Annotated in this window: 21 protein-coding genes; 12 read left to right on the top strand and 9 right to left on the bottom strand. The window is 69.7% G+C overall.

Annotation, left to right across the window (positions count from 1 at the left end; genetic code table 11):
* Positions 1-8: 8 nt before the first annotated feature.
* On the bottom strand, positions 9-1,493 hold the full coding sequence (trpE, locus tag N7L95_RS17305) for an anthranilate synthase component I (protein WP_301256507.1): 1,485 nt from the start codon (positions 1,491-1,493) through the stop codon (positions 9-11).
* Positions 1,494-1,985: 492 nt separating this feature from the next.
* Here trpE and N7L95_RS17300 point away from each other — a divergent pair, with 492 nt between their 5' ends.
* On the top strand, positions 1,986-2,582 hold the full coding sequence (locus N7L95_RS17300; protein WP_301256506.1) for a chalcone isomerase family protein: 597 nt from the start codon (positions 1,986-1,988) through the stop codon (positions 2,580-2,582).
* A gap of 179 nt (positions 2,583-2,761) precedes the next feature.
* Here the strand turns inward: N7L95_RS17300 and gph are convergent, their stop codons facing one another.
* Positions 2,762-3,433, bottom strand: a complete 672-nt coding sequence (gene gph, locus N7L95_RS17295) for a phosphoglycolate phosphatase (protein WP_301256505.1) — start codon at positions 3,431-3,433, stop codon at positions 2,762-2,764.
* Positions 3,434-3,622: 189 nt separating this feature from the next.
* On the opposite strand from gph, the gene N7L95_RS17290 reads away from it, so the two are divergent.
* The gene (locus tag N7L95_RS17290; protein ID WP_301256504.1) at positions 3,623-4,387 is read left to right on the top strand and encodes an expansin EXLX1 family cellulose-binding protein; all 765 of its coding nucleotides are present in this window, start codon (positions 3,623-3,625) and stop codon (positions 4,385-4,387) included.
* Between the two features lie 20 nt (positions 4,388-4,407).
* On the opposite strand, the gene rpe is transcribed toward N7L95_RS17290, so the two are convergent.
* Complete coding sequence (rpe, locus tag N7L95_RS17285; protein ID WP_301256503.1) at positions 4,408-5,088, bottom strand: ribulose-phosphate 3-epimerase; 681 nt, start codon at positions 5,086-5,088, stop codon at positions 4,408-4,410.
* Positions 5,089-5,162: 74 nt separating this feature from the next.
* On the opposite strand from rpe, the gene apaG reads away from it, so the two are divergent.
* Positions 5,163-5,540 carry a Co2+/Mg2+ efflux facilitator ApaG/CorD gene (gene apaG, locus N7L95_RS17280; protein ID WP_301256502.1) on the top strand — a complete coding sequence of 126 codons (378 nt, stop codon included), beginning with the start codon at positions 5,163-5,165 and terminating at the stop codon, positions 5,538-5,540.
* 13 nt (positions 5,541-5,553) lie between these two features.
* Positions 5,554-7,617: a transporter-like protein TlpB gene (gene tlpB, locus N7L95_RS17275; protein WP_301256501.1), complete on the top strand. Its 2,064-nt coding sequence runs from the start codon at positions 5,554-5,556 to the stop codon at positions 7,615-7,617.
* Positions 7,618-7,644: 27 nt separating this feature from the next.
* On the opposite strand, the gene N7L95_RS17270 is transcribed toward tlpB, so the two are convergent.
* Positions 7,645-7,785, bottom strand: a complete 141-nt coding sequence (locus tag N7L95_RS17270; RefSeq protein WP_301256500.1) for a hypothetical protein — start codon at positions 7,783-7,785, stop codon at positions 7,645-7,647.
* Between N7L95_RS17270 and mltA the strand changes: the two genes are divergently transcribed.
* On the top strand, positions 7,784-8,956 hold the full coding sequence (gene mltA, locus N7L95_RS17265) for a murein transglycosylase A (RefSeq protein WP_301256499.1): 1,173 nt from the start codon (positions 7,784-7,786) through the stop codon (positions 8,954-8,956). The genes N7L95_RS17270 and mltA overlap by 2 nt on opposite strands.
* 57 nt (positions 8,957-9,013) lie before the next feature.
* Here mltA and N7L95_RS17260 read toward each other — a convergent pair whose 3' ends face one another.
* The 3 genes from N7L95_RS17260 to N7L95_RS17250 all read right to left on the bottom strand — a co-directional run bounded on the left by N7L95_RS17260 (position 9,014) and on the right by N7L95_RS17250 (position 10,595).
* The gene (locus tag N7L95_RS17260) at positions 9,014-9,676 is read right to left on the bottom strand and encodes a hypothetical protein (protein WP_301256498.1); all 663 of its coding nucleotides are present in this window, start codon (positions 9,674-9,676) and stop codon (positions 9,014-9,016) included.
* A gap of 73 nt (positions 9,677-9,749) precedes the next feature.
* Positions 9,750-9,959 (bottom strand): hypothetical protein, encoded by a 210-nt coding sequence (locus N7L95_RS17255; protein ID WP_301256497.1) that lies wholly within the window; start codon positions 9,957-9,959, stop codon positions 9,750-9,752.
* Positions 9,960-10,034: 75 nt separating this feature from the next.
* Positions 10,035-10,595 carry an Lrp/AsnC family transcriptional regulator gene (locus N7L95_RS17250; RefSeq protein ID WP_301256496.1) on the bottom strand — a complete coding sequence of 187 codons (561 nt, stop codon included), beginning with the start codon at positions 10,593-10,595 and terminating at the stop codon, positions 10,035-10,037.
* Positions 10,596-10,764: 169 nt separating this feature from the next.
* On the opposite strand from N7L95_RS17250, the gene N7L95_RS17245 reads away from it, so the two are divergent.
* The 3 genes from N7L95_RS17245 to N7L95_RS17235 all read left to right on the top strand — a co-directional run bounded on the left by N7L95_RS17245 (position 10,765) and on the right by N7L95_RS17235 (position 16,400).
* Positions 10,765-14,343: an indolepyruvate ferredoxin oxidoreductase family protein gene (locus tag N7L95_RS17245; RefSeq protein WP_301256495.1), complete on the top strand. Its 3,579-nt coding sequence runs from the start codon at positions 10,765-10,767 to the stop codon at positions 14,341-14,343.
* Positions 14,344-14,600: 257 nt separating this feature from the next.
* A complete protein-coding gene (locus tag N7L95_RS17240; RefSeq protein WP_301256494.1) occupies positions 14,601-15,404 on the top strand; it encodes a DUF4397 domain-containing protein in 804 nt (267 codons plus the stop codon).
* Between the two features lie 141 nt (positions 15,405-15,545).
* Positions 15,546-16,400, top strand: a complete 855-nt coding sequence (locus tag N7L95_RS17235) for an NUDIX hydrolase (RefSeq protein ID WP_301256493.1) — start codon at positions 15,546-15,548, stop codon at positions 16,398-16,400.
* 182 nt (positions 16,401-16,582) lie between these two features.
* Here N7L95_RS17235 and N7L95_RS17230 read toward each other — a convergent pair whose 3' ends face one another.
* Positions 16,583-17,770: a phospholipase A gene (locus N7L95_RS17230; protein ID WP_301256492.1), complete on the bottom strand. Its 1,188-nt coding sequence runs from the start codon at positions 17,768-17,770 to the stop codon at positions 16,583-16,585.
* Between the two features lie 193 nt (positions 17,771-17,963).
* Here N7L95_RS17230 and N7L95_RS17225 point away from each other — a divergent pair, with 193 nt between their 5' ends.
* From N7L95_RS17225 to N7L95_RS17210, 4 genes are all read left to right on the top strand, one after another.
* A complete protein-coding gene (locus N7L95_RS17225) occupies positions 17,964-18,521 on the top strand; it encodes a cytochrome b (RefSeq protein ID WP_301256491.1) in 558 nt (185 codons plus the stop codon).
* Between the two features lie 37 nt (positions 18,522-18,558).
* Positions 18,559-19,122 carry a YceI family protein gene (locus N7L95_RS17220; protein ID WP_301256490.1) on the top strand — a complete coding sequence of 188 codons (564 nt, stop codon included), beginning with the start codon at positions 18,559-18,561 and terminating at the stop codon, positions 19,120-19,122.
* Positions 19,123-19,206: 84 nt separating this feature from the next.
* Positions 19,207-19,776, top strand: coding sequence for a YceI family protein (locus N7L95_RS17215; protein WP_301256489.1), 570 nt, complete (start codon positions 19,207-19,209; stop codon positions 19,774-19,776).
* Between the two features lie 149 nt (positions 19,777-19,925).
* Complete coding sequence (locus N7L95_RS17210; RefSeq protein ID WP_301256488.1) at positions 19,926-22,286, top strand: penicillin-binding protein 1A; 2,361 nt, start codon at positions 19,926-19,928, stop codon at positions 22,284-22,286.
* Positions 22,287-22,293: 7 nt separating this feature from the next.
* On the opposite strand, the gene N7L95_RS17205 is transcribed toward N7L95_RS17210, so the two are convergent.
* Positions 22,294-22,905 carry a PH domain-containing protein gene (locus N7L95_RS17205; protein ID WP_301256487.1) on the bottom strand — a complete coding sequence of 204 codons (612 nt, stop codon included), beginning with the start codon at positions 22,903-22,905 and terminating at the stop codon, positions 22,294-22,296.
* Positions 22,906-22,955: the final 50 nt, after the last annotated feature.

The following is a 22,955-nucleotide window of genomic DNA, read 5'->3' as shown; positions in this document are numbered from 1 at the left end:
TCGTCCCCTCAGAAGCCTTCTTCCACCAGCTCTGCCGCCCGCAGCAGCGCCCGCGCCTTGGCTTCGGTTTCCTTCCACTCCAGCTCCGGCACGGAATCGGCCACCACGCCGGCGGCGGCCTGCACGTAGAGGGTGTTGTCCTTGACGATGCCGGTGCGGATGGCGATGGCCACGTCCATGTCGCCGGCAAAGCTCAGGTAGCCGCAGGCGCCGCCATAGATGCCGCGCTTGACCGGCTCCAGCTCGTCGATGATCTCCATCGCCCGGATCTTGGGCGCGCCGGTCAGCGTGCCGGCCGGGAAGCTGGCGCGCAGCACGTCGAGGTTGGTCATGCCTTCCTTCAGCACCCCTTCGACATTGCTGACGATGTGCATCACGTGCGAGTAGCGCTCGACCACGAAGGCTTCGGTCACCTTGACGCTGCCGGTCTTGGCGATGCGGCCGATGTCGTTGCGGGCCAGGTCGATCAGCATCACATGCTCGGCCCGCTCCTTGGGATCAGCAAGCAGCTCGGCCTCCAGCGCCTTGTCCTGCTCCACGGTGGCGCCGCGCGGGCGGGTGCCGGCGATGGGGCGGATCACGATCTTCTCGCCTTCCGGGCTGTGTTCGTGCCGCACCAGGATCTCGGGCGAGGCGCCGACGATCTGGAAGTCGCCCATGTCGTAGAAGTACATGTAGGGCGAGGGATTCAGCGAGCGCAGCGCGCGGTACAGGCTCAGCGGCGACTCGGTGTAGCGCTTCTTCAGGCGCTGGCCGATCTGCACCTGCATCATGTCGCCGGCGGCGATGTACTCCTTGCTCTTGAGCACCGCCTGGAGGTAGTCCTCCTTGGCGAACTCGCGCTCCACCGCATGCGAGACACCGCGCCTGACCGGCGGCGCGGTGACGCTGAAGCGCAGCTTGTCGGCCAGCTCCGCCAGGCGGCGCTTGGCCTTGAAATAGGCCTCGGGCTGGCCTGGGTCGGCATAGACGATCAGGTAGAGCCGGCCCGACAGGTTGTCGATGACGGCCACCTCCTCACACTGCAGCAGCAGGATGTCGGGCGTGTCCAGCCCGCCTTCCTTCTGCACCTTGGCCAGCTTGGGCTCGATGTAGCGCACGGTGTCGTAGCCGAAATAGCCTGCCAGGCCGCCACAGAAGCGCGGCATGCCGGGCCGCAGCGCCACCTTGAAGCGCTGCTGGTAGGCCGCCACGAAGTCCAGCGGATTGCCTTCGTGGGTCTCGACCACCTGGTCGTCGGTCACCACCTCGGTCTTCCAGCCGGTGGTGCGCAGCAGCGTGCGCGCGGGCAGGCCAATGAAGGAATAGCGGCCGAAACGCTCGCCCCCCACGACCGATTCAAGCAGGAAGCTGTACTTGCTGCGGCCGCTCGCATGCGCGAGCTTCAAATACAGCGAGAGCGGGGTTTCGAGGTCCGCGAACGCCTCGGCGATGAGCGGGATGCGGTTGTAGCCCTGTTGCGACAGGCTCTGGAATTCGAGTTCGGTGATCACGCGGCGGGCCCTCCGAGCCCGGCGCACCGCGGCCTGCGACAAGCGGGCCGGATGCGCTGCATAAGCAGGTGGTCGAGGGGAATCCCGAGCCCGCGATGCCGCAAAGGCTCACGCGCAAGGCGACAGGCGGCGGGGAAGGATTCCGGGGATACCGGCGATGCGCGCGGGGGGCTCATGGATCACAAGCAACCACCACGGCCGACGGCAAATCAAACCAGTGCGTGCGGGCGACGCCAGGGCCAGGCTCCCCGGTCGTGCGAACCTTTGGTTTGTTTGCGCGAGATGAACATGGATCGCAGTGTAGCAGCGAGCCGTGCCAACACCAGCGAGTTGGAACAGCGTCTCGCCCCGCTGTTCGAGGCCTGCCCCCCCTGAACCAAGGGGCCGGGTTTACGAACGATCGTGCGTTTCCACTAGTGACAAGGCGCTTGACACTGGCAACACTGCCGGCCGTGGACGTAACAGGAGCGTAACGTGTCTTTGCACCGGTTCTTGGCTCTCACCCTCGGCCTGCTCTTGATGGTGGCAGGCAGCGCGCACGCCCAGTCCGTCGATGCGGGCGGCGTGAAGTTCTCCAAAGACCTGCAACTGCGCAATGCGCGCCTGCAACTCAACGGCGCGGGCGTGCGCTACAAGGCCATCTTCAAGGTCTATGCGGCCGGCCTCTACCTGGTGGAGCGCACCGACAGCGCGGAGGCCGCCATTGCGGCCGCCGGGCCGCGCCGACTGAACATCGTGATGCTGCGCGAGATCGATGCCAACGAGCTCGGCAAGCTCTTCACCCGCGGCATGGAGCAGAACGCCGCCCGCGAGGAGTTCGCCAAGTCCATCCCCGGCACCATCCGCATGGGCGAGATCTTTGCGGCACGCAAGCGGCTGGCGGTGGGCGAGTCCTTCCAGATCGACTGGATTCCCGGCGAGGGCACCGTGATCTCGGTCAACGGCAAGCCGGCCGCCGATCCCATCGTGGAGCCGGAGTTCTTCACGGCGCTGATGAAAATCTGGCTCGGCCAGCATCCCGCCGATCCGGCACTGAAGGATGCGCTGCTCGGCAAGGAGCCGAAGGCAGCGCGCGGCGGCAACAGCTGAGGCCGGGCGGCAGCCGCTTTGCGTGCAGTGCAGCGGCTGCAGGCGCGTGCCGGGCCGCGAGCGGCGGGCGGGCGGCGAATGAGCCGCCGGAGACCGCCTGCGCGCCTTCGATCCATACCGCAGAGGCGGTGCAGGCCGCCAAGTGCGCCCGCTTTCCGCGCTGGTGCGCCAACACCCGGCTAGTGCGCGAACAGCCGGCTCAGCGAATCGACATAGCCGTTGGCCGGCGTGTCTTGCACCGGCTCGCCATGGTTGTAGCCATAGGTCACCAGCACCACCGGGCAACCGGCCGCCTGCGCGGCGCGGGCGTCATTGCTCGAGTCGCCGACCATCAAGGTGCGGCCCGGCGCGGTGCCGAGGGCTTCGCAGGTCTTGAGCAGCGGCAGCGGGTCCGGCTTCTTGCGCTCGAAGGCATCACCGCCGAAGGTCCGCTCGAAGAACGGCGCGAGGCCCTTCTTCTCGAGCAGTGGCAGCGCGAAATCGCTCGGCTTGTTGGTCAGGCAGGCCAGCTTCAGGCCACGGTCGCGCAAGGCCTGAAGGCCCTCGCGCACGCCGGGATAGACCTCGGAATGGTCGCCGTTGATGGCCACGTAGTGATGGTGGTAGCGGTCCCAGGCCGGCGCGAACAGTCGCTCGACCTCCTCGGGTGCCAGGCTGCGCCCCAGGGTGCGCCGCAGCAGGTGCTCCGACCCCTTGCCCACGGTGCGTTCGATGAAGCCACGCTCCACGCCGGGCAGGCCCAGGTCGTCCAGCATGCGATTGAGGACGACGACAAAGTCGCCCAGGGTGTCCACCATCGTGCCGTCGAGGTCGACGATGACGGCTTGCAACTCGCTCGGGTTCAGGCGCATCGGTTGGGGGCCATCGTGCATCCGCCCGGCGGGCGGCCTCGCTCACGCGGCCCGTCGGCATTATCCGGGCCGCAGCGGCCGGGGCACCAGCACGTCCTCTTACATCGCACGCAAGAGCTGCGACAGACTGTGCGGTCCGATGATCGGCGCCCCCGGCGCGCCTTCCACAAGACACCCGGAGACCGGCTCATGCACACCATCACCCGCTGTCTGCCCCATGCCTTCGGCGCCCTGGCGCTGGCCCTGCTCGCCGCCTGCGGTGGGGGTGGCAGCGACAGCGAGACCCCCGACAGCACCGGCACCGCCGACAACGGTGCGGTCACCGACGACAGCAACAGCCAGGCCAGCGGCACCGCCGGCCCGGTGCGCAGCGGCGAAGCCACCTTCTACGGCGCCACCGGCGAAGGCCACTGCAGCTTCGATGCCAGCCCGCAGGACCTGAGGGTGGCGGCGATGAACCATGCCGACTATGCCAACAGCGCCATGTGCGGTGCCTACGTGGCCGTCAGCGGGCCCAAGGGCAAGGTCACCGTGCGCATCACCGACGAGTGCCCGGAATGCCCGCGTGGCCACATCGACCTCAGCGAGTCGGCCTTCGCCCGCATCGCCGACCCGGTCGCCGGCCGGGTGCCGGTCACCTGGCAGGTGGTGCCGGGCCCGGTGCAGGGACCGGTGCAGTACCGCTACAAGGAAGGCAGCAGCATCTGGTGGACCGCTATCCAGGTGCGCAACCACCGTCGCCCGATCACCAAGCTGGAGATCCGCCCCACCGGCAGCAGCCAGTGGATTGCGGTGAAGCGCGAGCCTTACAACTACTTCGTGTATCCGAGCGCGATTGCCGCGGGCGCCCTGCAGGTGCGCATCACCGCCGAAGGCGGTGCGGTGCTGGTGGACACGCTGCCCGAGCCGCGCGGCGGCCTGCTGGTGCAGGGCCGGGCGCAGTTCCCCGGTTGAGGCCGGGCCTGGCCGCGGGCTCAGGCCGCCAGGCGCTCGCGCATCTGGTCGATCACGGCCTTGTAGTCCGGCTTGCCGAAGATCGCGCTGCCGGCCACGAAGGTGTCGGCACCGGCGTCGGCCACCTGGCGGATGTTGTCGACCTTGATGCCGCCGTCGACCTCGAGCCGGATGTCGCGGCCGCTGGCGTCGATGAGCTTGCGCACCTGCTCGACCTTGCGCAGCGCCGACGGAATGAAGCTCTGCCCGCCGAAGCCGGGGTTGACGCTCATGATCAGCACCAGGTCGACCTTGTCGATCACCCACTCCAGCAAGTCGATGGGGCTGGCCGGGTTGAAGACCAGCCCGGCCTGGCAGCCCTCGGCCTTGATCAGTTGCAGTGTGCGGTCGACGTGGGTGCTCGCGTCAGGGTGGAAGCTCACCAGGTCGGCACCGGCTTTCGCAAAGGCCTGCGCCAGCGCATCCACCGGCTGCACCATCAGGTGCACGTCGATCGGCACGCGGCTGCCGTCGGCCTTCTTGGCATGCGGGCGCAGGGCTTCGCAGATCATGGGCCCGAAGGTGAGGTTGGGGACGTAGTGGTTGTCCATCACGTCGAAATGGATCCAGTCGGCGCCAGCGGCGATGACGTTCTTCACTTCCTCGCCCAGGCGGGCGAAGTCGGCGGACAGGATGCTGGGGGCAATGCGGTAGTCGGGCATGGGGATTCCTTCGGAATCCGTGATTCTATGGAGCGCTTGCTACCATCGCCGCCCAGTGCAGCACCAACCCTCATATGAGCAGCTACGAGTTCACCTGCAGCGTCGAGCCGCGATACATCCCCGAGCAGTCCGATCCGGGGCACGGCGTGTTCGCGTTCGCCTATACCGTGACGATACGCAATACCGGCGACATCGCCGCCCAGCTGATCTCGCGCCACTGGATCATCACTGATGCCACCGGCCGGGTCGAGGAAGTGAAGGGGCTGGGCGTCATCGGCCACCAACCGCTGCTCAAGCCGGGCGAGGGTTTCGAATACACCAGCTGGACGCGCCTGGCCACGCCGCGCGGCACGATGAGCGGCAGCTACTTCTGCGTGGCGGAGGACGGCGAGCGCTTCGAGGCGCCGGTGCCGGCCTTCTCGCTCAGCGTGCAGCGCAGCGGCCTGCATTGAGGCGAGGCACCGAATGCGCCTGATGCTGTTGCGGCGCGTCGCCTGGGACCTCAACACCCTGCTGGCCACGCTCAAGCCGCGCGCCGAGCAGGCCGAGCGCAACCTGTGGTGGGTGCGCCTGGTCGAGTGGCTGCGCCACGCGCCGCTGCGCCGCGAAGGCGTGGACGCCCCCGAGCCTGGCACCCGGACGCCCTTGCCGGTGCTGCGCCTGCGCCACCTGCTGCGCCTGCTCGAGCGCCAGCCCGACTACCGGGCGCAGGTGGTGGAGCTGATTGCCCGCACGCTGCAGGAAACCGATGCGACGCTGCTGCTGGCCGACTTCGGCTTCGCGCCCCGCATGGCCTTCTTCGGCGAGATTGCCGAACGGCTGCAGCGCAAGCTGCTGCCCGGCACCGCCGAAACGCGGGACCTGGCCGAGCTGTTCCAGCTGGTGTTCTCGCAAGCCGACGATGCGCAGTGGCTGGAGGCCATCGACGACGCCACGCTGGAGAAGCTGGGGACGCTGCTGCACGAATCGGTCGCCGCCTCGGCGCATCCGCAGGCAGCGGCCGGCTGGCGTCGGGCGCAGCTCGACGCGCTGCTGTTCTGCGTCAGCCAGGTGCGCGCCGCCGCGTTCTCCGCCGAGATCCGCACCCGGCTGTCGGCCCCCGCGCAATCGCTGACGCCGTTCCGCCAGCTGGCACGGGCGTTCGAGGAGGTGCGCGAGCTGATCGAGGACAGCGCCGAGCCGCCCGCCGCGCTGGCGCCGGCGCTCGGCTTCGCGCGGGCCCTGCTGGACGCAGGGCGGCGCGACGTGCAGAGCGTGTACGAGCACCTGGAGGAGCACGGCGTCTCGATCGACATCGTCTTCACCCTGGAGCAGCTGCAGGCCCGCCTGGACCGCATCGACCACCTGCTCGACTGCCTGCTGAGCGATCGGCCTGCCCATGCGGTGCGGCGCCTCATGGTGCAGTTTGCCGAGGCCGCGCAGCAGCGCCGCAGCGTGCGGGCCTTGCTGGCCCGCAACTATTCGCTGCTGGCGCGCAAGGTGACCGAACGCAGCGCCGAGACGGGCGAGCACTACATCACCCGCAACCGGCGCGAATACCTGCAGATGTTCCGGCGCGCCTGCGGCGGCGGGGCGGTCACCACCGTCACGGTGCTGCTCAAGTTCTTCATCGCCGGCCTCGGCCTGTCGGCCTTCTGGGGCGGATTGGCGGCGGGGCTGAACTATGCGGCCAGCTTCGTCGCCATCCAGCTCGCCCACTTCACGCTCGCCACCAAGCAGCCGGCGATGACGGCACCGGCGATGGCGGCGCGGCTGCAGGACCTGGCGTCCGACGACGCGATCGAGCGCTTCGTCGACGAGGTGGCCCACCTGATGCGCACGCAGGTCGCCGGCATCCTGGGCAATGTGGCGGTGGTGCTGCCCTGCGTGCTGGGCGTGCAGCTGGCATGGAAGGCCGCCTTCGGAGAAGCGCTGGTCGGTGCCGCGAAGGCCGAGTACGCGCTGCATTCGCTCAGCGCGCTGGGCTGGACGCCGTTGTTCGCCGCCGCCACCGGCGTGCTGCTGTTCGCCTCCAGCCTGGTGGCGGGCTGGGCCGAGAACTGGTTTGTGCTGCACCGCCTGGGCAGCGCCTTGCGCTGGAACCCGCGCATCCTGTCCTGGCTGGGCGAGCGGCGGGCCGAACGCTGGTCACGCTCGCTGCAGGCCCAGGTCTCGGGGTTTGCCGGCAATGTCTCGCTCGGCCTGATGCTGGGCCTGTTGCCGGCGGTGGCCACCTTCTTCGGCATCCACTTCGATGTGCGGCATGTCACGCTGGCCAGCGGCCAGTTGGGGGCAGCCCTGGGCGCCCTGGGCTGGGGCCTGGTCTACCATGCCGACTTCTGGCTGGCGGTGCTCGGCATCGGCCTGACCGGCATGCTCAATGTGGGCGTCAGCTTCGCCCTCGCCTTCCGGCTGGCGCTGCGCTCGCGCAACCTGCGGCTCAAGGACAGGCACCGGCTGTACGCGGCCGTGCGGCAGCGGCTGCGCCGCCATCCGCTCAGCTTCCTGCTGCCCACCGGCACGGCACGGCCGGCGCCGCCCGCCACGTGAGGCCGCGAAGGCGGCCGCCAGCGCGCTTCAGCGGGCCGGGCGGTCGTCCTCCGGTCGGCCTTCGTCGGCACGGCGCTCCCCGCCCTTGCGGCCGGAGAACATCGTCCACCAGACAATGAACACGAAGATCAGCAAGGCGCCCAGCGCCTCCAGCAACAGCAACCACATGTTCCCTCCATCGACCATTCGCCTGCGCCATCGTGGCGCCGCACTGCGCGGGCTCTGCGCGCTCATTCTAGGAAGCCTGGCGGCCTGCAGCCTCACGCCCGATGTCGGCGAGCCGCCTCCCGATACGCCGGCGCTGCCCGGCACGGCCATCGAGCAGCCACGCTCCCGCTGGGTCCCGGTGGGCTGGGAGGCGCTGCCCGGCTGGGACGCCGACCAGGTCGGCCGCGTCTGGCCGGCGCTGATGCAGAGCTGCCAGCGCCCAGCGCCGGCCTGGACCCAGGTGTGCCGCGAGGCCCGCGCGCTGCGCGAGCCGACCGAGTCGGCGGTACGCGGCTTCCTGCAGCGCGAGCTGCAGCCCTACCAGGTGCAGGCGCGCGAAGGCGGGCAGACCGAAGGGCTCATCACCGGCTACTACGAGCCGCTGATCGACGCCAGCCGCGTGCCGACCGCCACCTACCGTGTGCCCCTGCACCAGCCACCGGCCGACCTGGCGCAGCGCCAGCCTTACTGGACCCGGGCCGAACTGGAGAACGTGCCGAGCGCGCGGGCCGCGCTGCGCGGCCGGGAGATCGCGTATGTGGCCGACCCGCTGGACGCCCTGGTGCTGCAGATCCAGGGCTCCGGCCGGCTGCGCCTGACCGAGCGCGACGGCAGCCAGAAACTGGTACGCCTGGCCTTCGCCGCCCACAACAGCCAGCCCTACAAGTCGGTGGGCCGCTGGCTGGTGGAACAGGGCGCCTTCACGCTGGAGCAGGCGTCGTGGCCCGCCATCAAGGGCTGGGCACGTGCCAACCCCGGCCGGGTGCAGCAGATGCTGCACGTCAACCCGAGGATGGTGTTCTTCCGCGAAGAGCCGCTGCCCGACCCCAGCGTGGGGCCTGTGGGCGCGCAGGGCGTGCCGCTGACGCCGGGCCGCTCGATCGCGGTGGACCGCGAGTCCATTCCCTACGGCACCCCGGTGTGGATCGACACCACCGAGCCGGTGCTGCCGCCGGCCACCGGCACGCGGCCGCTGCAACGCCTGGTGGTGGCACAGGACACCGGCAGCGCCATCGTGGGCGCGGTGCGGGCCGATTATTTCTGGGGCTGGACCGAAGGCGCCGGCGACTATGCCGGGCGCATGAAGCAGCCACTGCGCATGTGGACGCTGTGGCCGCGCCAGCCGTCATGACGAGAACCCGCGGCGGGGTGCCTCAGGGGGTGTGCCAGCCCTCAGCCGCAGGCCGGCTCAAGGCGCGCTGACGCGCATCTGCACCAGCACGCGGCGGCTGCCGGCCGCCTCGCGGCTGGACAGCAGGCCCCGTTCCTGCGTCTGCTGCGTGTCGCCACTGCTGGCGATGGTGACCCATTCGCCAAGCGGCAGCTGCACGGTGGTCTGGGTGCTCGATGCATCGCGCACGCCGCCGTCGCCCAGCCGGGCCGATTCGGCGGCGATGTCCACCAGCACCGGCTCGTCGCCTCCGCTCCAGCGCGGCTGCACGGTGAAGCCGCGGCCCGCCTCGACGATCACCGCCGAAGGCAACAGGCTGGCGCCGCCGCGGCCATTCCACATCACCTGATAGAACTGCAGCGGCTGGCTCTGCGCCAGCCGCACGCCCGCGCGGCCGCCGTTGAGCACCATCACCTGCTGCGCCAGCTGGCCGCTGCTGCGGCTTTCGCGGCGGGTGGTCTGCACCGTCACACCGCCTTCGACACGACGGGAGGTGGAGACGCTCACCTCGCCACCAGCCCCCAGCCCCTGCTGCGAAAGCTGGGCTTCGTCGCCCTGGCGCACCTCGATCAGCAGGTTGCGCTGCGGCAAGGCGGCGTCGCCGCGCTGGGCCCAGGCTACGGCAGGGGCGAGCAGGCAGAGGGAAGCGGCAAGAAGCAGGCGGCGGGCCGTCGGGGGCATCGGGGTCTCCTGGGATCGGACAGGCCCACCACTCTACCCAAAGCGAGGCACGGGACGGCGGGGCAGCGGCGCCTCAGCGGGAACTGCCGCCCTGCGACGGCCGCTTGCCGGCGTTCTTCTTGTTGTTGGTGTGCGGGCCGCGCTCCTGCGAGGCCTGCTGCTGCTGCCGCTGCGGCGACTGGGCGGCGTCCAGCTGGGCATCGGGCTGCTGGGTCTGCGGCTGGGGCGTCTGAGAGCCGGGGGCTTCGGGGGAGGCGCTGGTGCGGGGGGTGTCGGGGTTCATGGCATTTCCTTTCGATATGAGAGGACCAGGTCCTGTCTTCCCCACTGGCAAACCCTGTGCCGCCACCCTTGCGCCTCAGCGCGAACGCGGCTTCAGGTGCCCCAGCGGCAGGGCCCGGCTGGCCTTCACCTCGCCCAGCGAGAAGCTGGTGTGCAGGTCCTTCACGTTGGGCAGCTTGAAGAGCGTGTCCATTGCCCAGCGCGAATAGGCGTCGAGGTCGGTGGCCATCACCTGCAGCTCGAAGGTGCCCGAGCCGGAGATGTAGTGGCAGGAGATCACCTCCGGCAGCGCCCGGATCGCATCCTCCAGCTCGCGGGTGGCGGTGGCGTTGTTGCGCTCGGCGTCCACCCGCACGAAGGCCAGCACGCCCAGGCCGATACGGTGCCGGTCGATCTCCGCGCGGTAGCCCTTGATGTAGCCCTGCTCCTCCAGCCACTTCACCCGCCGCCAACACGGCGTGGGCGACAGCCCGATGCGCGCGGCCAGCTCGGCATTGGACAGGCGCGCGTCCTGCTGCAGCTCCACGAGGATGGCCACGTCGTAGCGATCCAGCCCCTCGTGGGGCGCTTCGGCGGCGCCGGAAGTCACTTCCGCGAGCGCTGGGGTTTTCCCTGATTTTGGGATCTTTGAGGGCATTCTTTCTTCCAAACCTCGATGTTGAGTCGATTATTCCTCGAACCCCGGGTTTTGAGGCACAGATAAAAAAGACTTAGCGGCGTCGGATTCCTAAACTTGCCAGGCAAAACGCCGGTCGTGACGAGGCCCGCCACAAGCGGGCTGTCGAGCGGCACACAAGGAGTACACGATGAATGCCCCGCTTCCCGAGTCGATCCGCAAAGCGCTCGAAACGGTCTCCCTGGACGACAAGTACGCGCTGGACCATGGCCGCGCCTTCATGAGCGGCGTGCAGGCGCTGGTGCGGCTGCCGATGCTGCAGCGCACGCGCGACGCCCGCAACGGCCTCAACACCGGGGGCTTCATCAGCGGCTACCGGGGCTCCCCGCTGGGCGGCTACGACCAGGCGCTGTGGCAGGCCAAGAAGCACCTGGCCGCCAACAACATCGTGTTCCAGCCGGGCGTCAACGAGGAACTGGGCGCCACCGCCGTGTGGGGCACGCAGCAGCTCGACCTCTACCCCGAGCAAAAGAAGTTCGACGGCGTGTTCGGCATCTGGTACGGCAAGGGCCCGGGCGTGGACCGCTGCTCGGACGTCTTCAAGCATGCCAACATGGCCGGCACCGCGCGCCACGGCGGCGTCATCGCGCTGGCCGGCGACGACCATATCTCCAAGAGCTCCACCGCCGCCCACCAGAGCGACCACATCTTCAAGGCCTGCGGCCTGCCGGTGTTCTTCCCCACCAGCGTGCAGGAGATCCTGGACCTGGGGCTGCATGCCTTTGCGCTGAGCCGCTTCTCGGGCGTGTGGGCGGGCATGAAGACCATCCAGGAGATCGTCGAGTCCTCCTCCAGCGTCTGGGTCGACCCGGACCGGGTGGACATCGTGCTGCCCGAGGACTTTGCCATGCCGCCCGGTGGCCTGCACATCCGCTGGCCCGACCCGCCGCTGGAGCAGGAAGCCCGGCTGATGGACTACAAGTGGTACGCCGCGCTGGCCTACATCCGCGCCAACCGGCTCAACCACACCGTCATCGACTCGCCGCGCGCGAAGCTTGGCCTGATCGCCAGCGGCAAGGCCTACAACGACACCCGCCAGGCGCTCTATGACCTGGGCCTGGACGACGCCACCTGCCGCGACATCGGCATCCGCCTGCACAAGGTGACGGTGGTGTGGCCGCTGGAGGCCACCATCACCCGCGAGTTCGCCACCGGCCTGCAGGAGATCCTGGTCATCGAGGAGAAGCGCCAGGTCATCGAATACCAGCTGAAGGAAGAGCTGTACAACTGGCGCGAGGACGTGCGCCCGAACGTGCTCGGCAAGTTCAGCGAGCAGCCGGGCGACCAGTCCGGCGGCGAATGGTCCATGCCGAACCCGGCGCAGAACTGGCTGCTGCGCGCCAAGGCCGACCTCAACCCGAGCCTGATCGCCAAGGCGATCGCGCAGCGCCTGGAGCGCCTGGGCCTGCTGCAGCAGCTGGGCAGCGACCTGCGCGCCCGCATCGCCAGCCGGCTGGCCATCATCGAGGCCAAGGAGCGGGCCGAGCAGGCCATCACCGTCAGCACCGACCGCGCGCCGTGGTTCTGCAGCGGCTGCCCGCACAACACCTCCACCCGCGTGCCCGAGGGCTCGCGCGCGGTGGCCGGCATTGGCTGCCACTACATGGTGGTGTGGATGGACCGCCAGACCTCCACCTTCACCCAGATGGGCGGCGAAGGCGTGCCCTGGATCGGCCAGGCGCCCTTCACCAACGAAAAGCACATCTTCGCCAACCTGGGCGACGGCACCTACTTCCACTCGGGCCTGCTCGCCATCCGGCAGAGCATCGCGGCCAAGGTGAACATCACCTACAAGATCCTCTACAACGACGCGGTGGCGATGACCGGCGGCCAGCCGGTCGACGGCACCCTCACCGTGCCGCAGATGACGCGCGAGCTGGAGGCCGAGGGCGTGCGCAAGCTGGCCATCGTCACCGACGACCCGAGCCGCTACAACGCGCCGCTGAACCTCGCGCCGGGCGTCACGGTGCACCACCGCGACGAGCTGGATACCATCCAGCGCCAGTTCCGCGAACTGGAAGGCTGCACCGTCATCATCTACGACCAGACCTGCGCCACCGAGAAGCGCCGCCGCAGGAAGCGCGGCACGCTGGCCGAGCCGCAGCAGCGGGTGGTCATCAACGAGCTGGTGTGCGAGGGCTGCGGCGACTGCTCGGTGCAGAGCAACTGCCTGTCGGTGGAGCCGGTGGAGACCGAGTTCGGCCGCAAGCGCCGCATCAACCAGAGCACCTGCAACAAGGACTTCTCCTGCGTGAAGGGCTTCTGCCCAAGCTTCGTCACGGTGGAAGGCGGCCAGCTCAAGTCGGCCAAGAAGGCCAAGGCCGGGCGGCCCGATCCCTTCCAGCTGCCGGCCCTGCCGGAGCCGTCGCTGCCGCTGGCCGAGCGGGCCTACGGCATCGTCGTGGCGGGCGTGGGCGGCACCGGCGTGATCACCATTGGCCAGCTGCTGGGCATGGCGGCCCACCTGGAGGGCAAGGGCATCGTCACGCAGGACGCGGCGGGCCTGGCCCAGAAGGGCGGCAGCACCTGGAGCCACATCCAGATCGCCAACCGCGCCGAGGCCATCCACACCACCAAGGTCGGCACCGCCGAGGCCGACCTGATCCTGGGCTGCGATCCTCTCGTGGCGGCCAACAAGACCACGCTGAGCGCGATGGGCCACGGCCGCACCAAGGTCGCGCTGAACTCGCACGGCACGCCGACGGCCGCCTTCGTGACCAACCCGAACTGGGAATTCCCCAGCGGCAATTGCGACACGATGCTGGCGCAGGCGGTCGGCGAGGGCAACCTGTCGCGTTTCGACGCCGACCAGCTGGCGGTGCAGCTGCTGGGCGACTCGATCTATGCCAACCCGATGATGCTCGGCTTTGCCTGGCAGAAGGGCTGGGTGCCGCTGGCCCATGCATCACTGATGCGCGCCATCGAGCTCAATGGCGTGCAGGTGGAGAACAACAAGGCCGCCTTCGAATGGGGCCGCCGTGCCGCCCATGACCTGCCGGCGGTGGCCGCACTGGCGCAGCCGCCGGGGCAGGTGGTGCAGTTCGTGCGCAAGCCGACGGTGAACGTCGACGAGTTGATCGCCAAGCGCGAGGAGTTCCTCACCGCCTACCAGAACGCCGGCTATGCGCGGCAGTACCGCAACTTCGTCGAGCGCGTGCGCACGGCCGAGGCGCCGCTGGGCTCCACCCGGCTGACCGAGGCGGTGGCCCGCTACCTGTTCAAGCTGATGGCCTACAAGGACGAGTACGAGGTGGCCCGGCTGCACACCGACCGCAGCTTCCTGGACAAGGTGGCCCAGCAGTTCGAGGGCGACTACAAGCTGGCCTACCACCTCGCGCCGCCGGTGCTGGCCAAGCGCAACGACCGCGGCGAGCTGGTGAAGCGCCGCTATGGCCCGTGGATGCTGCGTGCCTTCGGCGTGCTGGCCCGGCTGAAGGGCCTGCGCGGCACCGCCTTCGATCCTTTCGGCCGCACCGAGGAGCGCCGCACCGAGCGGGCCCTGATCGGCGAGTACAAGGACACGGTCGAGGAACTGCTTGCTTCGCTGACTGCCGAGCGCCTGCCGCAGGCAGTGGAGATCGCCCGCCTGCCGGAGGAGATCCGCGGCTACGGCCATGTGAAGGAGCGCCACCTGCGGACGGCCAAGGAGAAGTGGCAACGGCTGATGGCCCAGTGGCGCGACGGAGCTGGGGTGCGACGGGCGGCCTGAGGGCGGCTCGGTCGCACGCGGCGGCCCGGCGCCCGCCGGGTCGACCGGCATGACGACACGACGATGTGACGCAGCGACTGACGACTGCCCGACGACCTGTGCGGGATACCGAAGCGGACGCTGTGCACCGCCACCTGGCATGCGCCACATGGCGTGCCGGCCGCCCGACACGGGGTAAGCTCGCACCGTTGCCCGCCGCCGCCGGCCTTGCCAGCTGCCGCAGCAGCGGCGGCTGACCGCGAAACCAGGAGCCCCCGATGTCCGATGACCCCCTCCTTTGCCGGCCGGTGCCACTGCGCCGCGCCTTCTTTCTCGCGCCGCTGGCGCTCGGCACGGCGACCATGCTGGCGGCCCTGGGCGGCTGTGGCGGCGGCGGCTCCGGGGACTTCGACGGCGACGACGATGACGACGACGACTCCCACGAGGACGAACCGCGCCTGCGCTTCGTGAACGCGACGCAGGACTACCGCCGGCTCGACATCTCGCTGGACGGCGAAAGCCGGCCGGTCATCGAAGGCCTGGCCTGGGGCGGCGGCAGCACCGGCTACGACTGGCTCAGCGACGGCCGCCACAACTTCCGGATGGTGAGCCGGGACCCGAGCGGCGAGATCACCGGCAGCGAGCGCTTTTCCGACCGCACCTACTACAGCGCCCTCGCCTACGGTCCACGTGGTGACAACGCCCGCCTGCTGTTCCTGGAGGAGAGCGAGCCGGCCCCGGACAACGATGAAACCAAGATTCGGGCCCTGCACCTCGCCTCCCCCAACGGCACGCTGGACCTCTACCTCACGGCGCCGGAGCTGACCGACCTCACTGGCGTGAACCCGGTCCTGTCGGGCCTGCAGTATTCGCAACTCGGCACCTTCCTGAGGCGCGATGCCGAGCGCATGGCCTTGCACCTGACCGCCGCCGGCAGCAAGACGCCGTTGTTCCGCGTCACTTTCGCGCCGGCCGGCGGCTCGGTGCTCACGCTGGTGCTGCTGCGGCGTGACGACCGGCTCAACGTCACCGCCTTGCCCCAGCGGCAGGCGGCCCATCCGCTGGACAACCAGCTCCCCTAGCCTGCGCCGGCAGCCCGGCGGTGGGACCAACGGCCGCCGCCATGCCGATCAGCGGTACCCGTCGCGACGCTCGCACCGGCACCGGCGCCGTCTGTCGGGCGGCCGGGCCGGGGCGCGGCGCGGCTGCCTAGACTCGCCGCCATGCCGTCCCGCGAGCTGCCCTCCTCCTTTCCTGCCGTGCAGGCCGCCCGTTCGCTGCGCAGCGAACGCCGGCTGCCCTTCCTGATTGCCGGCCGGGTCGTCGGCTCGGTCGCACGCGAGCACCTGGCCCTGCTGTCCGACTGCGCGCCCTGGCTGCAGATCGGCTCTACCGGCGTGCGCATGGACGACCGCCTGCGCAACGAAGTGCAGCGCAGTGCGGCGCTGGCCGCCGCCAACCAGTCCCTGCGCGACGACGGCGTGCTGACCGGCTGGCGCAACGAAACCTATGCGGTGTTCGGTGAACCCGGCGAGCCGCCGCTGGCCCTCATCGAGCGGGCCGCCTCGCGCTTCTGGGGCACGCTGACGCTCGGCGTCCACCTCAACGGCTACCTGGCCGACCCGACCGGCCGGCCCACCCACCTCTGGATGGCCCGGCGCGCCCTCAGCAAGCCCACCGACCCCGGCAAGCTCGACACCCTGGTGGGTGCCGGCGTGCCGCACGGCCAGTCGCCGTTTGCCGCCCTGGTGCGCGAAGCCTGGGAAGAATCGGGCCTGCCGCCCGAGCTGGCCAGCTGCGCCACGCTGGGCGAGCCCCTGCAGCTGCACCGCGATGTGCCGCAGGGCGTGCAGCACGAGATCCTGCATGTCTACGACCTGCAGCTGCCGCCTGATTTCGAGCCCCGCCGCATTGACGGCGAGGTGATGGAGCACCAGCTGCTGCCGCTGGCGGACGTGCTCCTGCTGCTGCGCGGCGACGAGATGGCGGTGGACGCCGCCCTGGCGACCCTCAGCTTCCTGTCACGCCACGGCCTGCTCGCCGACGAAGAGGTGCCCGCCCTGGCCCAGGCGGCCTGAGCCCCGCGACCACGGCAGGCCGGCGAAACGGATGCAGGCGCCCATCGGGTCCGTCTCGCGCTGAGCCGGCTGGCCGCACCGGGGCCGGCGACCTTCTGGCCGTCGGTCCGCTCGTCGAGCAGGTGCCGCAGCCGTCGGCACGCGGTCGTGGGCCCGCACCACCGGCAGGTTGCGGCCCGGGCTCAGAACTCGAACAAGGTCAGGCCGGCGCCGAAGCTGGTCTGGCGGTAGTTGTAGTCCAGCAGGGTCTCGCCATAGCCGGTGAAGGCCTGCAGGTACCAGCGCAGCCCGTCGGGCTGGGCGCTGTCCACCGGATAGGTCCAGTCCAGCTGCAGCGAACCGCGCTTGAAATCCTTGAGGTTCTGCCGCCAGCGCAGCGAGGCGGTGGCACTGCCCGGGATCCAGGTCACCGCCACCTCGCTGCGGCCCACGTACTTCGTCAGGTCCGGATTGTCGTTGTCCTCCGGGTCCTCGCTGAGGCGCTTGTTCAGGCGCGCGTAGAGCGTCACATCGCCGCGCTCGAGGCCGGCACCGACATAGATGCGGTTCCAGCTGCGCGACAGCGGGTCCGGCTGCCCGTTGGACTGGTGGGCCAGCCCGGCCTGCAGCATGCGGAACTGCCAGCCGCCCGGCAGGCGGCGCAGCCCCTCGGGCACCGGCACCACGTAGATCAGCTCGGGCTCGAAGTCGGTGTTGCGGAACGGCGAGGATTCCTTGCGGTTCCAGACCTGCCACAGCGATTGCTGGGTGTAGCCGAACCACAGATCGGCCCCCGGCAACAGCAGGCCCTGGGCGATCTTGGTACGCACCGAGAGCTGCAGCTTCGCTTCCAGGCGCTTGTAGTCCGGCCCGCTGCCGTTGCTGGGCCGCGTCGGGCTGCTGGGCCGGCGGTTGATGTCGCTGGTGTAGTGCACCGGCAGCAGGAAATTGGGCCGGTAGGTCTTGAAGCGAAAGGTGCCGCGCTTGTCCGACGAATCGAGCTCCCAGAAGCTCGACCAGAGGCTGGGCGTGTCGCCGGCCCGCAGCCCGGGCCCGGCGCCGGTCGTGGCGGCGGCGGGCGCCTCGGGCGTGGCGGCCGGCAATGGCGCCGGCAGGCTGGCGCGCGCAGCCGGCTCCCCGGTGGTGGCGCCGGCCGGCGCCGCCGCCGGGGCCTGGCCACGGCCGGCGAGGCGGTCGTAGCAGGCCAGGCGCTCGCTGTCGCCGGGCACTTCGGCGCAGCTGGTCAGGCTCAGGGGCTGCACCGGGGCCTGCGCCCAGGCGGCCGCTGCGGCCGTCAGCGCCCAGCCGCCCAGCAGCAGGCGGCGGGCGGCACGCTCGTGCGAGAACAGGTCGCCCCCCTGTGGGCCGTGGTCTTTGGCATGTGCTTGCATGGCGTCGAAGTGTGCCGCAAGACGACGACTTCCCTGTTTCCTGACGCAGCAACCTTTCAAAGCATTCGAACGATTCGGTGAAGGCGGGTGAACTTCCGGCCTGCTGCCGCCTCCTATGCTTCACATCTGTTCCATGCGTTTGCACAGTGGCAGACGTCTGGCCCGCCATCCGGCTCCCGTTCAAGCAGTTTCAATGAAGTCCCAGCCCACAGTCCGCTACTCCAGCGTTGCCATGGCCTTCCACTGGCTGCTCGCGCTGGCGATTGTCGGCGCCTTTGTCGTCGGCCTCTACATGACGGGGCTGTCGATGTCCCCCACCCGGCTGAAGCTCTACAACTGGCACAAATGGGCCGGCGTGAGCATCCTCGCCCTGTCGGCCGCCCGCCTGCTGTGGCGCCTGGTGCAGCGGCCGCCGGCCCTGCCGGCCGGCATCGCGGCCGCCATGCCGGCCTGGCAGCGCATCGCCCACCATGCGACGCACGGTCTGCTCTATGTGCTCTTCTTTGCCGTGCCGCTGGTCGGCTGGGCCTACAGCAACGCGGCCGGCTTCCCCATCGTGCTGTTCGGCGTACTGCCGCTGCCCGACCTGGTGACCCCCGACAAGGCGCTGGCCGAATGGCTCAAGCCCTGGCATGGCCGGCTGGCCTATGCGCTGGCCGCGCTGGTGGTGCTGCATGTGGCGGCCGTCATCAAGCACCAGTTCATCGACCGCGACGGCCTGCTGGCACGCATGCTGCCCGGCCCTCGCTGATCGCCTCCACCCCTTTCGTCTCTCCGGGAACCTGTCCATGAAATACCTGCTCTCCCTCGCAGCCGCCGCCAGCGTCCTGGCCGCCACGCCCGCCCTGGCGCAACAGAAGCTGCTGCCGGCGCAAAGCGAGATCGTGTTCGTCAGCAAGCAGATGGGCGTGCCGGTCGAAGGCCGCTTCAAGAAGTTCGACGCACGTGTCGCCTTCGATCCGAAGAAGCCCGAGTCCGCCAACATCGCCTTCACGGTGGACCTGGGCAGCGCCTCGCTCGGTGCGCCGGAAACCGAGGCCGAAGTGGTCAAGCCGCTGTGGTTCAACGTCGCGAAGTTCCCGCAGGCCAGCTTCCAGTCCAGCAGCGTGAAGGCGCTCGGTGCCGGCAAGTACGAAGTGGCCGGCAAGCTCAACATCAAGGGCAATGCGCGCGACCTGGTGGTGCCGGTGACGCTGGCCCAGTCCGGCGGCACCACCAGCGCGGCCGGCGCCTTCACGATCAAGCGGCTCGACTTCAAGATCGGCGAAGGCGAATGGGCCGACACCTCGATGGTCGCCAACGACGTGCAAGTCAAGTTCAAGCTCGCGCTGACCGGCGTGGGCGCCCTCTGATCCTCGCTCGCCCGGCCGGCCGCTTGGGCCGCCGGGCGGCTTTCCTGTCCTCACCGTCCTCCTCTTTCTGAAATGGATTCCAACGTGAAGAAGACCCTCCTCGCCGCCGCACTGCTGTCCAGCGTCATCGCCGCCCAGGCCGAGCCGGTGACCTATTCGATCGACCCGAGCCACACCTTCGTGACCTTCGAGGTCGTGCACTTCGGCACCTCCACCAACCGCGGCCGCTTCGACAAGAAGGAAGGCACGGTGCAGATCGACCGCGCCGCCAAGACCGGCAAGGTCGAGCTGACGCTGGAGACCGACTCCATCAATACCGGCGTGGCGCCCTTCAACAAGCACCTGCAGAGCAAGGACTTCTTCAACACCGCCGAGCACCCGACCGCCAAGTTCGTCGGCGACAAGTTCACCTTCGACGGCGACAAGGTGACGGCTGTCTCCGGCACGCTGACGCTGCTGGGCAAGAGCCAGCCGGTCACCCTCAAGGCCAACCGCTTCAACTGCTACCAGAGCCCGATGCTCAAGCGCGAGGTCTGCGGCGGCGACTTCGAGACCACCATCCAGCGCAGCCAGTGGGGCATGACCTACCTGCTGAACATGGGCCAGCCTGACGACGTGCGCCTGCTGGTGCAGGTCGAGGCGGTCAAGCAGTAATCCGACTTCCGGCCACCCTCGGATGGCCTGCCACGCCCTGGCCTTGAGCGCCGGGGCGCGCCTGCAGGTGCACCCTGCGCACGCCGGCGCAACGCCGGCCGAGCCGCGCGCCCGCTTCCTATAATCCGCCGGGCAACTTCCAGAGTTCCATGCGCGAGACAGAGCGCGCTGCCCCGCCCGCCTCCTTCACCACCGCCCTGCCTCCTGCCAAGCGCCCCTGGTGGCGCGTGCTGGCGGCCTGGGCCGGTGCGGCCGTTGCGCTGGCCTGCTGCGCGCTGATGCTGCTCGGCGTGGCGCTGGCGGTGGCTTATCCCAACGTGCCGGAGATCCACGAGCTGACCGACTACCGGCCGCAGCTGCCGCTGCGCGTGTTCTCGGCCGACGGTGTGCTGCTGGGCGAGTATGGCGAGGAGCGGCGCCGCTACCTGCCGCTGAGCGAGATCCCCAAGGTGGTGGAGAACGCGGTGCTCTCGGTGGAAGATGCGCGCTTCTACGAGCACCCGGGCATCGACCTGGTGCGGGTGGCGGGTGCCGGCCTGCGCAACATCGTGGACTTCCGCAGCGAAGGCGCCTCCACCATCACGATGCAGCTGGCGCGCAACTTCTACCTGCCGACCGAGAAGACCTTCACCCGCAAGCTCTACGAGATGCTGCTGGCGTTGAAGATCGAGGGGCAGCTGTCCAAGCGCCGCATCCTCGAAACCTACATGAACCACATCCACCTGGGCGAGCGCGCCTGGGGATTCGCGGCAGCCAGCGAAACCTACTTCGGCAAGCCGCTGCAGCAGGTCACCCTGGCGGAGGCGGCCATGCTGGCCGGCCTGCCGCAGGCGCCGTCCACCCGCAACCCGGCGGTCGACCCCCAGCGGGCCCGGGCCCGGCAGTGGCATGTGCTGGAGCGCATGTTCCGCAACGGCGTCATCACGGCCGCCGAGCGCGACGCCGCCCGCGCCGAGCCGCTGCGCCTGCACCTGCGGCCAGAGCTGCCGGAGTATGGCCGCCACGCTGCCGAGACGGCCCGCCAGCTGGTCTACAGCCACTACGGCGCGGAGGCCTACACCCGGGGCCTCAATGTGCACCTCACCATCGACTCGGTGCAGCAGCTGGCCGCCTGGCAGGCCCTGCGCCGCGGCATCCTCGACCACGAGCGCCGCCAGCCCTGGCGCGGGCCGGAGGCGTATGTCGACCTGCCCGCCGAGCCCGGCGAAGTGCAGGCCCGCATTGCCGAAGCCTTGCTCAAGCACCCGGACAACGGCGAGCTGCAGGCGGCCGTGGTGCTCGAGGCGAGCCCCGGACGGGTGGTGGCAGCCCTGCAGGACGGCCGGCCGGTGACGCTGGGTGCCACCGGCCTGCGCAGCGCGGCCACCGCACTCGCCGACAACGCCGACCCGCGCACCCAGCTGCGCCGGGGGGCAGTGGTCCGGCTCCTGCAATCAGCTGCGGGCGACTGGAGCCTGGCGCAGCTGCCCGAGGTCAGCGGCGCCTTCGTCGCACTGGACCCGGCCACCGGCGCGGTGCGTGCGATGGTCGGCGGCTTCGATGCCAGCCGCAGCGCGTTCAACCGCGCCACCCAGGCCTGGCGGCAGACCGGCTCGTGCTTCAAGCCTTTCCTTTATTCCGCGGCCCTGGAGCAGGGCTACACGCCGGCCACCGTCATCAATGACGCGCCACTGCGCCTGGACGCCGCAGCCGCCGGCGGGCGGGCCTGGGAGCCGCGCAACCATGACGGCCGCTTCGACGGTCCGATGTCACTGCGCCGCAGCTTCGCTGCCTCCAAGAACATTGCGGCGGTGCGGTTGCTGCAGGCCATCGGCTCGCCGTTCGCGCGCCAGTGGGCCGGCCGCTTCGGCCTGGACCCGGAGCGCCAGCCGGCCTCGCCCAGCCTGGCACTGGGCGCCGGGCAGGCGACGCCGCTGCAGCTCGCGTCGGCCTACGCGGTGATCGCCAACGGCGGACACCGGCTGCCGCCGCTGTTCATCGAGCGGCTGACCGATGCGCGCGGGCGAATCATCAAGGCCTGGCCACCGGCGGCGCGCGGTGCTTCGACGCGGGCGATCGACGAGCGCAACGCCTTCCTCACCGGCAGCCTGCTGCAGGAGGTGGTGCGCAACGGCACCGGCGCGCGGGTGCAGCAGGCACTGCCGCGGCCCGACCTGTTCGGCAAGACCGGCACCACCAGCGACGCGCAGGATGCCTGGTTCGCCGGCTACCAGCCGGGGCTGGTGGCCGTGGCCTGGCTGGGCTACGACGAACCGCGCCGGCTGGGCCTGCGCGAGGGTGGCGGCACGCTGGCCCTGCCGGTGTGGATCGATTTCATGAGCCAGGCCCTGCGCGGCGTGCCGGTGAAGATGCCGCAGCCGCCGGACGGCCTGGTGTGGTGGGACGGCGAGTGGTTCTTCGAGGAATACACCCCGACCACCGGCATCGCCACCCTGGGCATGGAAGACAGCCCGCCGGCCTCGCCCAGCGAGGAGGAGCGGCGCAGCATCCTGGACCTGTTCCGCTCCTGAAAGCGGCTCAGGACTGGATGTACTTCTCGAACACGTCGCTGAAGTCGCGCTTGACGTGGCGCTCCAGCAGCGCGCTGTTCACCGTGTAGAGCAGCGCGTTGTAGTGCTTCACGAGCGTGGCCTCGCTGTCGACCGAGCCGATCTTGTACATCGAGGCGAGCGCGCTCAGGCAGGGCAGCACGTTGTCGCGTGCCACCGCATGGCGCGACTGCATCTTGCCGATGGTGTGCAGCGCCTTGTAGATGTCCTTGAGCTGCTCGAGATGGCTCTTGCGCACGTCGATGTTGAAGTCCAGCGAGTCGTCGATCCTGAACTTGAGCTCGATGTCGAGGTCGATGGTGCCGGCCGTCTCGATCGACACGCCGCTGATGACATGGCTGGCGAAGTCATAGCGCCGGATGGCCCGCTTCGACGAGACGGCGGAGTCGCCGTCCACGTGGATCAGGGCCAGGTTGGTGAAGCAGTACTCATCCTTCTTGGACTTGATCAGGAAGAAGATCTTCTCGCCGTCCTCGTGGAAGAGGTAGTCGTCGGCATCGACCTTGTCGTAGTCGGACGGCGCGACGATCACGCCGATGTCACTGAGGCCGAGCGCCTCGGCCGCGAACTTCTTGAACATGTGCTGCTTTCTGTGGCGATCAGTGGCCGGCGGCGGCCGCCGTCGCGCCT

The sequence above is a fragment of the Eleftheria terrae genome, from assembly GCF_030419005.1.
In the GTDB taxonomy this organism is placed as follows: Bacteria; Pseudomonadota; Gammaproteobacteria; order Burkholderiales; family Burkholderiaceae_C; genus Caldimonas; species Caldimonas terrae.
This window is presented reverse-complemented; position numbering and strand designations above follow the sequence as displayed.